Raw genomic sequence first — 12,999 nt, forward strand, 5'->3', positions numbered from 1 at the left:
CTCTCCCGGCAATGTTCGATTGCGAGCCGGTTTGGGTCATTCAGCTGCTTTTGCGAATCGTTCCGATTAACTGCAAATTGTCTGCCAAGACAGATCTGCCTGCCTTTTAGTCATAGCTGATCTAAAACAATCCGAACTGTTCCTTTGACATGACTCATCTCGACCTTTATTCAACATAACAGGATTTAAATAAGAGAAAAAGAAATCTGAGTGTTGCTCCAAGCTTCTGTTATTTACTGTTTTCGGGTTGCGAGCCAACATAGAATTGCTCCTGCCGTGACCATTGCCACACCTTGCCAGAAGATAAAGGACAAAGATGTGCTCAGCAATAATGCCGCAAACAAAGCAGATAACACCGGGGTAAAATAAGAGGCACCAGCCAGTAAGGTCATGTTTCCGGAAATAATACCGATATTCCAGGCTCCATATCCCAAACCTAAAGCCCCAGCTGCCATAATCAAAGTGACGGTATTATCATAAGTAAAATTAAGCGCCGCGCCCTCCATCAGGAAATATTTGACCCAGAGCACCACTGCCGCCAGAGCAAAGAATATAGTGACTAGATTTTTACCCTGAGAGGTTTTTACTGTTACAGAACAATATGCAGCCCACAAAACAGCTGCAGCAAAAGCTAAGCCATAGCTAAGAGGATTCGCTTGTAAGTTTGTCCATATTTGAAAAATATCAAAACCCGTATCTCCTCCTAGAACCCAGCAAATTCCAACCAGGGCCAATATACAGCCAGGAATAATGAGAAAATTAGCTTTAACGTTATTGAACACAATTGCAAATAATAGGGTAAAAGTCGGCCATAGATAATTAATCATGCCAACTTCGATTGCCTGTCTACTATTTTGAGCATAGCCAATAGAAAGAGCAAAACATAATTCATAAGCGACAAATAAAAGACTTCCCCACCATAAATAAGATTTTGGAATAGTAGAAAATTTAGGCATGCCAATCGTGAAAAGTAGAATCACAGATGCCACACTGTAAATTAGAGCAGCGCCTGCAACCGCGCCAAAACTCTCACTGACACTACGAATTAAACCCACATTGGTACTCCAGAAAATGACTGCAGTAAAACCAATTAAGGTTGCGATATTTCGATTAAATACCGGTAGAGCGTTTAAAAGCATGGGCTATTTACTCAAAATTAGAGATATGCTGAGGTGCTATCTTTTAGTTTTAAAGGTCAATTTTTCTACTTATTGGGATCATGCAATTAATAAGTGTGAGAGTAAATAACAGATACTTCAATTTTAGATAAAAACTGTAATTTTCCGGCAAGTCTGTAGCGCTGTTGCGATAAATCCAGCACAAAAAATTCTGTTTTTGACAGTTCGATTCAGTTTAGAAAGTCTAGAAGCTATAGCTTTTATGGGGGGATGATTTACTGTATCAGGATTTTTTTTGCTATGACTGCTTTTTTAAAGCCATGCAAAATCCTCCAAACAACGGCTTTCCCAGTTAATGACACGATGTATGATACAACTGCTAAAAACGGAGCCAGAGCTCCGTTTCTAAAAATTTGATCATTAAAACCAGTTAACTATATCCAACATACAACTCGTTTTTATTTAACGCTGGCTTGCAGCCAACTGTTAACGCACAACGTTGGTATGGTGATCTGTATGATGAACTGTTTTGCCTAATTTGGTACCGGTATAGATCAGGTACAATGCAGACAAACCAACCAGTACATACACAATTCGAGATAAGGCACTCATATCACCAAAGATCGCAGCAACCAGGTTAAAGTCGAATGCACCAATTAAGCCCCAGTTGATACCTCCAATAATGGTTAAGGCATAAGCTATCCAGTCAATCGTATTTAGTCTCATAAGTCTTCTCCTGCTGTTCTTTAAGTTTATTTAAGGATCAGAGAAAGTATGGGAAGCAAAGCAGATTTAATATGTAGCTTTGATGCTAAAAACCGATTTTCTGTGTTGAATTCCTGTCAATTTTTAAGCGGCAAATTTTAACCGGGTTAGTTTTACTTGAGTTATTCGCGATTAGTGTAATTAAAATCTTTTTTATAGTTCAGACATGGCTGAAGATCACTGGCTTCGAAGCCATCCAGACATACATAAAAAAAGCCGGCCCAGTGACCGGCTTTTCATTTTTCCAGAATTAAGCAGCCTGATTTTTTGCCATTAATGCTTCAATGTCTTCTACGGTTTTGACGACTTTTGCAGTTAAAACCAGTGGACCATTTTGAGTCGCGACAACATCATCTTCAATCCGGATACCAATGCCACGCCATTTTGCATCTACAGTTTCATCATCCGGGGCGATATATAAACCCGGCTCAACGGTCACTACCATGCCTTCTTCATAAGCACGCCATTCACCATCGACCTTGTAGGCACCCACATCATGTACATCCATACCGAGCCAGTGTCCGGTACCATGCATATAAAATTGGCGGAAAGCTTCTTTTGCTATGATCTCGTCAATATCACCTTGCATCAAGCCAAGATTAAGCAGCCCCTGTACCAGGATGCGTACCGCAACATTGTGAGGTTCTTTATATGAATTGCCAATTTGCACGGCATTAATTGCCGCGATTTGAGCATCCAGCACCACGTTATACAGGGCTTTCTGTTCAGGGCTGAATTTACCATTGACCGGGAAAGTACGGGTAATATCTGAAGCATAGAGCTGATATTCAGCCGCAGCATCAATCAGCACCAAATCACCATCTTTGAGTTCTTTGTCATTTTCTACATAGTGCAGGATGCAGGCATTTTCACCGCCCCCGACAATACTATTATAGGCTGGCACACCGCCATTCTTGCCAAAAATATAATTCAGTTCGGCTTCGAGTGCATATTCCGTCATGCCCGGTCGTACTGCGCGCATCGCTTGCGTGTGTGCATCCGCAGAAATATCGGAAGCAATCTGCATCAGTTCAATTTCATTGGCATCTTTATGCAGACGCATTTCGTCAATGATACGATCCAGCTGAATGACTTGCGCTGGCGCAGAGGTACCCCGGCGGCTTTCACCACTTGCAGTCGCAATCCATTTGGCTACACGTGCATCAAATTCGGCATTGTGTCCAATCCGATAAAATAACTGATCTTTATTTTGTAATTTTTCCAGTATTCCTTCATCGAGCAGATCAATCGCATAGGCTTCATCTGCATCATAATCCTGCATTGCCCCATCAATTCCGGCACGATAACCATTCCAGATTTCCATTTCCCGGTTACGTTCCCGGCAGAACAAAGTGTAGCTATAGCCTTCTTCTTCAGTGTCAAAAGTTTCAATCACAGCCACTGCTTCAGGTTCGGCAAATCCGGTTAAATAGAAAAAACTGCTGTCAGCACGGTATTTATAATCTGCATCACGGTTGCGCATTGCCACCGGACTGGTCGCGATAATCGCGATACTGCGTAAACCGATTTCCCCTGCGAGAATACTGCGACGTTCCTGAAAATCAGCTTGTGTTAATTTCTTCATTACACCTTACTTCTTATCGATTCATGCTTTTATTAAAATATAGTCTTGAAACCAGACCCACATTTTTACTGTAACAGCAGCAAAATAGATGCCTGATTTCAAGCAGTACGATTATACAGCTAATGGTTTAGTTAGCTTGGACGTTTAGGCGAGAAAATCTCGACCACGCTTTGTGCTTGTGTAGCAGCGGCTGTAGGCTGATTTTTTTGGCTAAATTTCTGCAACAGTGGCGTTTCTTCAACTTCCACTTTTTTACGCCCTAAAGACAAGCTGACAGGAATCAGGCGCACGAATTCGTACAATTCCTGATAGCTTTCTTCACCTTCGGCATCATCGTCAGAATCTTCAAATTCAACCGCTGCAACATCTTGTAAATGTTCAATCAGTTCAACTTCATCCTGACGGATATGTCCCGAAGCCAGACCAAAACCTAAGACCACACCGGCACACCAGTCTGCCAGTGCCTGTACACGTTCCGAAAGCACGTGCTCATCATCAGGCAGCAAAGGTAAATAATCCAGTTCGTCGTCAGACAGTGCATGGAACACGTCTTCAGCTTCGCCCGTCAACAGTTCTAATGCTTCGGCATCCAGTTCAGGTACATCCAGTGTTTCTAAAATCTGTAACCATTCTTCACTGCTTGGCGCCTGAGTGACACAAACAATGCCGGTCAGCAAACCATGCAGTTCACTCGGGCTAGAAATTTCTTCAATTGAAGAAAAATTGCGGTGCCATTCGGTCCAACCTGAAATATCGTCTTGCATTCGTTTATCCAATCTCTATACTGCTTATATATTACCTTTGTTTGCAACACTGTGCGACCTCGATATGTTAGAAGAATTACAGCGTCTACAAGTGCAGATTGGCGTATTAAAAACGCGACTTGCACAGCTTGAAAGTGAAAATTCCAGTTTGCGCGAAGAGCAAGACTCTTCCATCGTGCAACATCAACAGCAAATTGAACAAAAGAACAGCGTGATTGCGCAAAAACAACAAGAAAATGAAAACCTGACCGAACAATTGACAGATTCGCGTGCCCAGTTTCAACTGCTGAATAATGATGCAACTGCACTGGCAGACCGTTATGGCCGTCTGGAAAAAAGCTGTACCGATCTGAAAAACCGTTTCCAGGAAATTCTGGCAGAACGCAATGAGCTGCGGGTATTAAAGGAAAAGATGCTGATTGAACAGCGTCATGCCCAGCAGGAAATTCAGCGTTTGAACCAGGAATCTGAACGTTTAAGCCAGAAAAATGAAAATGCCAAGGCCAAAGTTGAAGCGATTATTCAGCGTCTGGCCATTCTGGGAACTGCGCAGGACCATCATGCCCAGGAAATCCAGCAACTGGCCCACCCGACTGAAGCAACTGAGGAAGCCTCTTCATGAGCGAACAAATTGCAATTGATCTTCGAGTATTGGGGCACAGTTTCCGTCTGGCCTCTACCTCTGACAAGCAGGAAGAATTAGAGCGTGCAGCTCAGTTATTAAATGACAAATACGATGAATATCGCCGTAAAGCACCGCGGATGGAGCCTAGCAAGCTGATTATTATGGTGGCACTTGAGCTGATGCAGGAAGTCCTGAGTATGAACAGATCCCTGCAACAATATGCGCATTGCGAACGTTTGTTACAAACTATTTTAGAAGAAGTTGAAGAACTCACTGAATAATTTCATATTCTGTTTAAACTTCGGCCATTCAACTGATCTGTTTACAGTTCAGGAACAGCATAGAGTTGCCACACCGGCATTATCGTTTATAATTAGCTTAACTCTGAGGTGTTCGCCAGCGGGTCTATTCCCCTGCCGATACTAACACTTATGGGTGTGTTCTGTATATTTAGAGTGTATGCCCATCTTCGTATGGGAAACCCAGCAAGTATACGTCGCATCCTCCTTGAACTCATCGGGTTCAGGGTAACGACACATGCAGCGGCATCTTCGGAGTACTCTAGTTTTTATAATAATTTTAAATATACATTTCTCAAATTTTCGACGCTTCCTTTCAGTCTTTATTTCTATTTTATCTTTCTTATATCCAGTACCACTCAAGTTTGCTCATCTCATATAGCTATAGCCAGCAAGTGGAAAAATCACTGCCAATCTTATTGCTTTGCTGAAAACCATAAGCAGGCCTTGGCAATCCAATCACTGTGATGGCCAGCATATTTTGCTTAAATATTTTATTATTTCTATGATTTTCAATGTGCTGATCCGGGTTAAGTACACAGCTACCCCCCTATAACTTATCTCGATTTGCTTATATAATAGACACTTTATAAAAATAGAATTTAATTAAAATATATCTTAATTACAGTCATTTAATTTTAACTCATAGTCCAAGCCAAAGTGATTTTCATATTTCTGTCACAATTTCTTTCTAATATCGCTGCCAAGTCAAATCAGGCTTGTTCTAAGATCGGTATTTATGACGTCGGCTGCAAAAAAAAACTTACATAACTCTCATACCTATATCAACCGTGAACTTTCTTTGCTGGAATTTCATAAACGGGTGCTGGCACAGGCTAAAGATAGCTGCCATCCTTTACTGGAAAGATTGAATTTTTTAATCATCTTTTCGAGTAATTTAGATGAATTTTTTGAGATTCGAGTTGCAGGCTTAATGAAGCAGCTTGATCTAAAGCTGATTACCTCGGCACCGGATAGTATTCCCAATGAAGTGATTTTGCAGCAAATCTCAGACACAGCACATCATGCAGTCGAAGAACAATACAAGATATTAAATCAGACTCTATTACCGGAACTGAAAAACTACGGAATCCACTTTATTCAGTTTAACGACATTCTGGAACGGCACCATGAGTGGATTAAAAACTATTTTTTCAAACAAATTCAGCCAGTTGTAACCCCGATCAGTTTGGACCCTGCACATCCATTTCCACGTCTGGTCAATAAAAGTCTGAATTTTATCGTTTCATTAGAAGGCAAAGATGCTTTTGGCCGTCATATCGATCTCGCCATTGTGCCTGCACCCCGATCTTTGCCGCGTGTGGTTCGCTTGCCAGAAGAATTATGCCCCAAAGGCGAGCAACATTACATTTTACTGTCGGCCATGATTCAATATCATGTCAACGATCTGTTTCCTGGAATGACCGCTACAGGTTGTTATCAATTTCGCGTGACAAGAAATGCAGATTTGACTTTAGCTGCAGATGTAGATGATCTGGCAATTGCCTTAAAGGATGAACTTTCATCTCGGCGCTTTGGTCGTGCCGTACGACTCGAAGTTGCTCAGAGCTGTCCGGAAAAACTGAATAACTATCTGTTGGAACAGTTTAATCTGACCCAGCAAGAACTGTATCGTATCAATGGACCGGTAAATTTGACCCGCTTCTTTACCAACTTCGATATTGCTGAATTACGCTTCAAACCCTTCCAGCCGGTTATTCCCAAAGCGTTGCGCAATCAGAGTCTCATTTTTGATGTATTAAAAAAAGGCGATGTGCTTTTGCATCATCCTTTTGATTCTTTTCAGCCTGTAATCAATCTGCTCAGGGAAGCAGCCAAAGATCCTGATGTTTTAGCAATCAAACAGACTTTATATCGAAGTGGCCCCGATTCTGAAATTGTCCAGGCACTGGTAGAAGCAGCGCGAAATGGTAAAGAAGTCACTGCAATCATTGAGCTGCGGGCACGTTTTGATGAAGAATCCAACATTATCGTGGCCAATCTGTTACAGGAAGCAGGCGCTGTGGTGGTCTACGGCATTGTGGGCTATAAAACCCATGCAAAAATGATTCTGATTGTACGTAGAGAGGGAGAAAATCTGCGTCGATATGTACATCTGGGCACTGGCAACTATCATGCCGGCAATGCAAAAATGTATACAGATTACGGCCTTCTGACCACTGATAATGATATGGCAGAAGATGTACACAAGATTTTCCAGGAGCTCACCGGTATGGGCCGGATGGCGAAACTAAAAAAACTGTTTCATGCGCCATTTACCCTGCATGACCAGCTATTGCACTATATTGAACAGGAAACCCAGTTTGCCCTTGCCGGTCAGACTGCGCGTATTATTATTAAAGTCAATGCCTTGACCGAACCGCAACTGATTTCGGCTTTATATCAGGCCTCACAGGCCGGGGTGAAAATTGACCTGATTATTCGTTCAATTTGCTGCTTACGACCGCAAGTTGAAGGCCTGTCTGAAAATATTACGGTACGTTCTATTGTCGGGCGTTATCTGGAACATACCCGGGTTTATTATTTCCATCATAATGGTGCAGAAAAATTATATTGTGCCAGCGCCGACTGGATGGGCAGAAATTTATTTTCCCGAGTTGAAAGCTGCTTTCCTATCGAGGATAAAAAGATTAAGAAACAGATTATCCAAGATGGGCTGCTTAACTATTTAAAAGACAATACCCGTGCCTGGGAACTGGATAAAAACGACCAGTGGAGCTTAACCCGCCCGAAAGAAAATGAAGAAGTTTTTATGGCACAACAATATTTGACCGATCAACGGGAAAAGAATCTGATAAAGAAAGTTTAGCAAAACTGGGCATTCTGCCTGATGAAGTAGCAGTCAATCATTTCATTGATTCTGATTTCTGCACAAGCCCATTCATGGATAGAGTTAAAATCTAAAATTGAAGAAGTCTATTTAAACTGGGCTTCTTCAATACGCCACTTCTGTATGATCGCTCACTATATAAATACACCAGGTACCCATCACCACGACAGCACATCTATAGATATCTTTCATAAATCAAAAAATGATCGTTACATTCATATTTAATGAAGTTTGGAAGTTCCTTCTCCCTCTGGGATGAGAAGCATAGCTTCGCAAGAGGATGAGGGTAATTCTTAGAAACAACCTCTCCCTTGCGCAGCAGTGCTGCTCATCTCCTACAAGGAGAGGGAATTTCTTTTTAATGATTAAAAAATGATTTATGAAAGAACTCTTATAATTTCAAAAAATAAAAAATGTGCTGCTATTGTACCCTTATGGCTTTTGGATCAAGATAAAATCAGGCTAAAAATTAGCCTATTTCCTATCCAATTCACACGTTGTTATTTTTAATCTTAGATTGATTTATGGATATTTTAAGCCACTTTTAAGCTTGCCGTTTTAGGCTGAATCATCTCAAAGTCTTTGATTGATCCATGATGGCCAAGCTCTTCATAAAAAACTTATTTGCCCAATTCCGTATCAGCAAGCAAAAATCTATTTCTCTTCTATATTTCAACCTGTTATTGGCAATATGGCTGGGTTTGATCCTGAATTACAGCTTTTATGAAAAAATCCAGCAATTTACACCCTATCAAAACCTGAAGTCCGGACTGCTTTTGGTTGCTACAGCGCTGGTGATTATTGCTGCCTATAATCTGGTGATTCAATGCCTGAGCTGGAAATGGAATGCCAAATTCGTTGCAAGTTTGCTGATTGTTATCGGCGGCTTGAGTGCCTATTTTGTCAACAGTCTGGGCGTAGTGATTACCCCAGATCAAATCCAGAATATGCTGCAAACAGATGTACGAGAAGTTCGAGATCTCTGGTCGATCCGCCTGCTGGTCTGGACGGCTGTTTTTGTGGTTTTGCCTTTATCGGTCATGCTGTTTTTAAAGATTGAAAGCACCTCACTGGGACAGCAGCTCCTGCAAAAATCACTCAGTAGCGTATTTTCCGCTTTGATCATCGTCAGTTTACTGTTTTGCTTCTATGTCGATTATGCCGCGATCTTTCGTGAACATCGTGATTTAAAAGGCATGATTTCACCTCAGAATACGATTGCCTCTAGCCTGTCTTATTATCGGAAAAAAGCACCTCAACAAAATTTGCCCCTGGTGCCTTTTGCTGAAGATGCTCATCGGATTCAACAGATTCAAGCAGGACAGAAACCGCGGGTCATGGTTCTGGTGGTCGGAGAAACCGCCCGTGCGGAAAGTTTTGCCCTGAATGGTTATGCGAAAAATACCAATCCTGAATTATCTCAACTCAATATTATTAACTTTTCCCAGGTCAGCTCTTGCGGTACAGCCACTGCCGTATCGGTTCCCTGCATGTTTTCTGGGATGCCACGAAAAAGTTATGATGAACAACTGGCCAGCCATCGCGAAGGCTTACTCGATATAGCACAACGTGCAGGCTATCAAGTGACATGGATCGATAATAACTCTGGCTGTAAAGGTGCCTGTGACCGGGTACAGCAGTATCAAATTCCTGCCAGCTTGAAACAGAAATGGTGTGATGCCAGTGGTGAATGTCTGGATGAAATTCTGGTCGACAGCTTGCAGGACTATTTAAGCCGCCTTAAACCGGAGGATAACCAGTCGCATTTGATTGTATTACATCAAATGGGCAGTCACGGACCTGCCTATTTCAAACGCTCAACAGCAGCCTATCAGCCTTTCCAGCCGATGTGTAATAGCAATGCCATTCAGGGATGCAGCGCCACAGAATTACGCAACAGTTATGATAATTCGATTGTATATACGGATCATGTCCTGAGCCAGCTGATTAAAACCCTGCAACAGCAAAGCCACTACCAAACCGGTTTCTGGTATGTATCCGATCATGGTGAATCCACAGGCGAACATGGGCTGTATTTACATGGTGCACCTTATGCCATGGCACCGACCCAGCAAACCCATGTACCGATGCTGATGTGGTTTTCAAATGACTGGCAGCAGCAACAAGCCTCGCAACTTGCCTGTTTAAAAGCTCAGAAAAATTCTGCTCTGAGTCATGACCATCTGTTTCCCACCCTGTTAAGTCTGCTGGATATAAAAACCCAAGTGATTGACCCTAAAAATGATATGCTCAATCAATGTCCACCACTGACCCAAACTCGAGCCTAGCCATGCATAAAATACTCATTATTGAAGATGACTTTATGATTGCAGAGTCTACGCAAACGCTGCTAAAGCTGCATCAGTTTGAGGTGAGCTGGGTTAACAATGGTCTGGATGGATTAAAGCTGCTCCAGCAGACTCCCTGTGAGCTGGTACTGCTTGATCTGGGTTTGCCCAGAATGGATGGCATGCAAGTACTGAAAAACATCCGTCAATCTTATCCGCATTTACCGGTCCTGATCATTTCGGCCCGTGATCAGTTACAAAATCGGGTCGATGGCTTGAATCAGGGTGCAGATGATTATTTGGTTAAACCTTATGAATTTGATGAACTGCTGGCGCGTATCCAGGCATTGTTAAGACGCAGTGGACAACTTGCTGCTGCCCCTGAATCTTGTCAAATTTTGCACTACGGCGATTTAGTTCTAAATCTGGAGCAACACGCTGCCACATTCAAAGGACAGGCGCTGGATTTGTCCAATCGCGAATGGGCCATTCTGACCCCCTTAGTGACACATCCCAATAAAATTTTTTCCAAAGCCAATCTGGAAGATAAATTGTATGATTTTGACAGTGAAGTGAGCAGCAATACGATTGAAGTTTATATTCATCATTTACGTGCCAAACTGGGCAAAGACTTTATTCGTACCATTCGCGGTCTCGGTTACCGTCTAGGACCGATTTAAATGCAAGCCGGCTATTCTCTACAAAAACGCCTGATTCTGTATGTCTCTGCTTTTAGTATTATCCTTGGCTGCGTGTTGATTTTTGCGGCTTACCGGATTGCGCTGGAGGAAATTAATGAGATTCTGGATGCCCAGATGCAAAGTCTGGCAGAGCGTATTGCACAAAATCGGCCCCAGCCGGTACAAAGTCAGATCAATCTTGATCATCGCTATAGCGAAGAAGATTTATTTGTAGATATCTGGGCCTATGCCGATAGCCAGCAACAGGCTCATCCGCAGGATCTACGGGTGAATGCTGTACAAACACCCGGTTTTTATACCCAGCAGACCGAACATGGTATTTGGCATACTTATATTCTGCCCCAGCAGGATTTTCAGATTCAAATCAGCCAGCAAAAATCGGTACGCCAATATCTGGCTCTGGAGTTGGCAGCCAATATGTTTATTCCTTATGTGCTGTTTCTGCCCTTTGCTTTATGGGCATTGAGCTGGCTGATCCGACATAATTTCCGGCCTTTAAATGACTTTAGAACCGAATTGGCGAGTCGAAAAGCACAGCAACTCAGTCCGATTCAAAGCCAGCATTATCCTGTCGAACTCATGCCGACCATTCGAGAAATGAACCAGTTATTTGAGCGTATTTCTCTGGCACAACAGGAACAGCGCCAGTTTGTGGCCGATTCGGCACATGAATTAAGAACACCGCTTACTGCACTAAATTTACAACTGCAAATTTTACTGGAACAATTTCCACATAATGATGCGCTGAAAAATTTAAGTCAGGGTTTATTGCGGATGCAGCATCTGGTCAATCAGCTGCTGAGTCTGGCCAAACAGGATGCCGTGCTGAGCGCTGCAGAACCGGTGCAGATCTTGTCTTTAAATCAGCTGACCATTCAGTGTATTGAACAAGTGATTCAACTGGCAATTCAGAAAGATATTGATCTAGGCGTGGTTCAACAACAGGATCTGCTGATTCAGGGACACGAAGCAGCCCTGAATTCGATTATTTATAATTTAATCGACAATGCAATTAAATACACGCCTAGCCAAGGCATCATCAATGTTTCCATCTTCAAGCAACACGACCAGGCCATTTTACAAGTTGAAGACAGTGGCAGCGGCATAGAACCAGCGCAATTTAACCAGATTCGCAAACGTTTTTACCGGATTCATCATCATGCTGAGATAGGCAGCGGTCTGGGTCTGTCGATTGTAGATAAGGCTGCAGAACGTTTAGGCGGACAACTGGGATTTTCCAGAAGTACCAGTTTGGGTGGCTTGTGTGTTCAGGTTAAATTTCCACTCTTTACGCTAGAATAGCGCCTTGCTTGAGGCAGCTTATGATAAAAAAGCGCATAGGCAATCACATTGAGACACCAGATGATCCAGCCGGTCCAAAGGTTATGACTGAAAAAATGTGCGCCGCGCATCATTTGTGCCCAGCCCATGGCCAGTCCTAAAATGCTGGCAGAAAACAGCAAAAAATAGGCACGAGACCGGTTCGAACCTCGATAAACAAAATAGCCAGCCATTAAGGCAAATCCACTTGAAGCATGGCCGCCGGGAAAACAGTGGCCGGCTGTGGCACTGAAATTCCAAGACATTCCCTGAGGGCCTGCAATAGCCATATTCCATGGGCAGGCATGCGCAGATTGTGACTTTAAAATACCAATCAGTACGGTCGAAATCACCACCATGCCAAAATAATAGCCAAATTCCCAGCGTCTGGTCTGCCATGCCTGAAACTTAAACGAAGCCAGCCAGCCCAATAAAAATGATATATAGACTAAAATTAAAATATTTTTAACATAACGATGATTCAGCTGTGCCAAGGCCCAGTGATTTTTCAGTGGAAAATGTCCAGTCAGATCAACAAAAGGAGCAATCAGCTTTAAATCGAGCCTGCCACCGATGCTGAAAAAACTGCAAAGTATTACCAAAGCTAATGCCAGAAGCAGGCTTTGCTTTAACAGAAACTGTGAACGATCTTGCATAATAAGCTGCTCAAGAGGAGTCAGAAT

The 12,999-nt window shown here is 42.6% G+C and carries 11 protein-coding genes and 1 other RNA gene; 7 read left to right on the forward strand and 5 right to left on the reverse strand.

Features of this window, described 5'->3' with window-relative positions; genetic code table 11:
• Window positions 1–233: 233 nt before the first annotated feature.
• The 4 genes from yddG to AC3IT7_RS10155 all read right to left on the reverse strand — a co-directional run bounded on the left by yddG (window position 234) and on the right by AC3IT7_RS10155 (window position 4,232).
• Complete coding sequence (gene yddG, locus AC3IT7_RS10140; RefSeq protein WP_489248381.1) at window positions 234–1,139, reverse strand: aromatic amino acid DMT transporter YddG; 906 nt, start codon at window positions 1,137–1,139, stop codon at window positions 234–236.
• A gap of 465 nt (window positions 1,140–1,604) precedes the next feature.
• Complete coding sequence (locus AC3IT7_RS10145; RefSeq protein ID WP_475653611.1) at window positions 1,605–1,844, reverse strand: DUF378 domain-containing protein; 240 nt, start codon at window positions 1,842–1,844, stop codon at window positions 1,605–1,607.
• Between the two features lie 289 nt (window positions 1,845–2,133).
• Window positions 2,134–3,468: a Xaa-Pro aminopeptidase gene (pepP, locus tag AC3IT7_RS10150; protein WP_489248382.1), complete on the reverse strand. Its 1,335-nt coding sequence runs from the start codon at window positions 3,466–3,468 to the stop codon at window positions 2,134–2,136.
• 131 nt (window positions 3,469–3,599) lie between these two features.
• Complete coding sequence (locus AC3IT7_RS10155; protein WP_489248383.1) at window positions 3,600–4,232, reverse strand: UPF0149 family protein; 633 nt, start codon at window positions 4,230–4,232, stop codon at window positions 3,600–3,602.
• 64 nt (window positions 4,233–4,296) lie between these two features.
• Here AC3IT7_RS10155 and AC3IT7_RS10160 point away from each other — a divergent pair, with 64 nt between their 5' ends.
• The 7 genes from AC3IT7_RS10160 to AC3IT7_RS10190 all read left to right on the forward strand — a co-directional run bounded on the left by AC3IT7_RS10160 (window position 4,297) and on the right by AC3IT7_RS10190 (window position 12,298).
• Complete coding sequence (locus AC3IT7_RS10160; RefSeq protein WP_489248384.1) at window positions 4,297–4,854, forward strand: hypothetical protein; 558 nt, start codon at window positions 4,297–4,299, stop codon at window positions 4,852–4,854.
• Window positions 4,851–5,138, forward strand: a complete 288-nt coding sequence (locus AC3IT7_RS10165; RefSeq protein ID WP_475653607.1) for a cell division protein ZapA — start codon at window positions 4,851–4,853, stop codon at window positions 5,136–5,138. The genes AC3IT7_RS10160 and AC3IT7_RS10165 overlap by 4 nt, the downstream gene beginning before the upstream one ends.
• A 97-nt stretch (window positions 5,139–5,235) precedes the next feature.
• Window positions 5,236–5,419, forward strand: a non-coding RNA gene (ssrS, locus tag AC3IT7_RS10170) — 6S RNA.
• 476 nt (window positions 5,420–5,895) lie between these two features.
• The gene (gene ppk1, locus AC3IT7_RS10175) at window positions 5,896–7,986 is read left to right on the forward strand and encodes a polyphosphate kinase 1 (RefSeq protein WP_489248385.1); all 2,091 of its coding nucleotides are present in this window, start codon (window positions 5,896–5,898) and stop codon (window positions 7,984–7,986) included.
• Between the two features lie 617 nt (window positions 7,987–8,603).
• On the forward strand, window positions 8,604–10,295 hold the full coding sequence (locus AC3IT7_RS10180; protein WP_489250002.1) for a phosphoethanolamine transferase: 1,692 nt from the start codon (window positions 8,604–8,606) through the stop codon (window positions 10,293–10,295).
• Window positions 10,296–10,297: 2 nt separating this feature from the next.
• Entirely contained in the window at window positions 10,298–10,975 is a 678-nt protein-coding gene (locus AC3IT7_RS10185; RefSeq protein WP_489248386.1) for a response regulator transcription factor, read from the forward strand.
• Window positions 10,976–12,298, forward strand: coding sequence for an ATP-binding protein (locus AC3IT7_RS10190; RefSeq protein WP_489248387.1), 1,323 nt, complete (start codon window positions 10,976–10,978; stop codon window positions 12,296–12,298).
• Here AC3IT7_RS10190 and AC3IT7_RS10195 read toward each other — a convergent pair.
• Complete coding sequence (locus AC3IT7_RS10195; RefSeq protein WP_489250003.1) at window positions 12,265–12,975, reverse strand: phosphatase PAP2 family protein; 711 nt, start codon at window positions 12,973–12,975, stop codon at window positions 12,265–12,267. The genes AC3IT7_RS10190 and AC3IT7_RS10195 overlap by 34 nt on opposite strands.
• Window positions 12,976–12,999 lie beyond the last annotated feature (24 nt).

The sequence above is a fragment of the Acinetobacter sp. KH_038 genome, assembly GCF_057839405.1.

Excerpts from the sequence above, each read along its gene's own strand:
- AC3IT7_RS10165 (WP_475653607.1), top strand. The coding sequence starts at position 4,851 with ATGAGCGAACAAATTGCAATTGATCTTCGAGTATTGGGGCACAGTTTC.
- AC3IT7_RS10190 (WP_489248387.1), top strand. The coding sequence starts at position 10,976 with ATGCAAGCCGGCTATTCTCTACAAAAACGCCTGATTCTGTATGTCTCT.
- AC3IT7_RS10160 (WP_489248384.1), top strand. The coding sequence starts at position 4,297 with ATGTTAGAAGAATTACAGCGTCTACAAGTGCAGATTGGCGTATTAAAA.
- AC3IT7_RS10180 (WP_489250002.1), top strand. The coding sequence starts at position 8,604 with ATGGCCAAGCTCTTCATAAAAAACTTATTTGCCCAATTCCGTATCAGC.
- yddG (WP_489248381.1), bottom strand. The coding sequence starts at position 1,139 with ATGCTTTTAAACGCTCTACCGGTATTTAATCGAAATATCGCAACCTTA.
- pepP (WP_489248382.1), bottom strand. The coding sequence starts at position 3,468 with ATGAAGAAATTAACACAAGCTGATTTTCAGGAACGTCGCAGTATTCTC.
- ppk1 (WP_489248385.1), top strand. The coding sequence starts at position 5,896 with ATGACGTCGGCTGCAAAAAAAAACTTACATAACTCTCATACCTATATC.
- AC3IT7_RS10145 (WP_475653611.1), bottom strand. The coding sequence starts at position 1,844 with ATGAGACTAAATACGATTGACTGGATAGCTTATGCCTTAACCATTATT.
- AC3IT7_RS10185 (WP_489248386.1), top strand. The coding sequence starts at position 10,298 with ATGCATAAAATACTCATTATTGAAGATGACTTTATGATTGCAGAGTCT.
- AC3IT7_RS10155 (WP_489248383.1), bottom strand. The coding sequence starts at position 4,232 with ATGCAAGACGATATTTCAGGTTGGACCGAATGGCACCGCAATTTTTCT.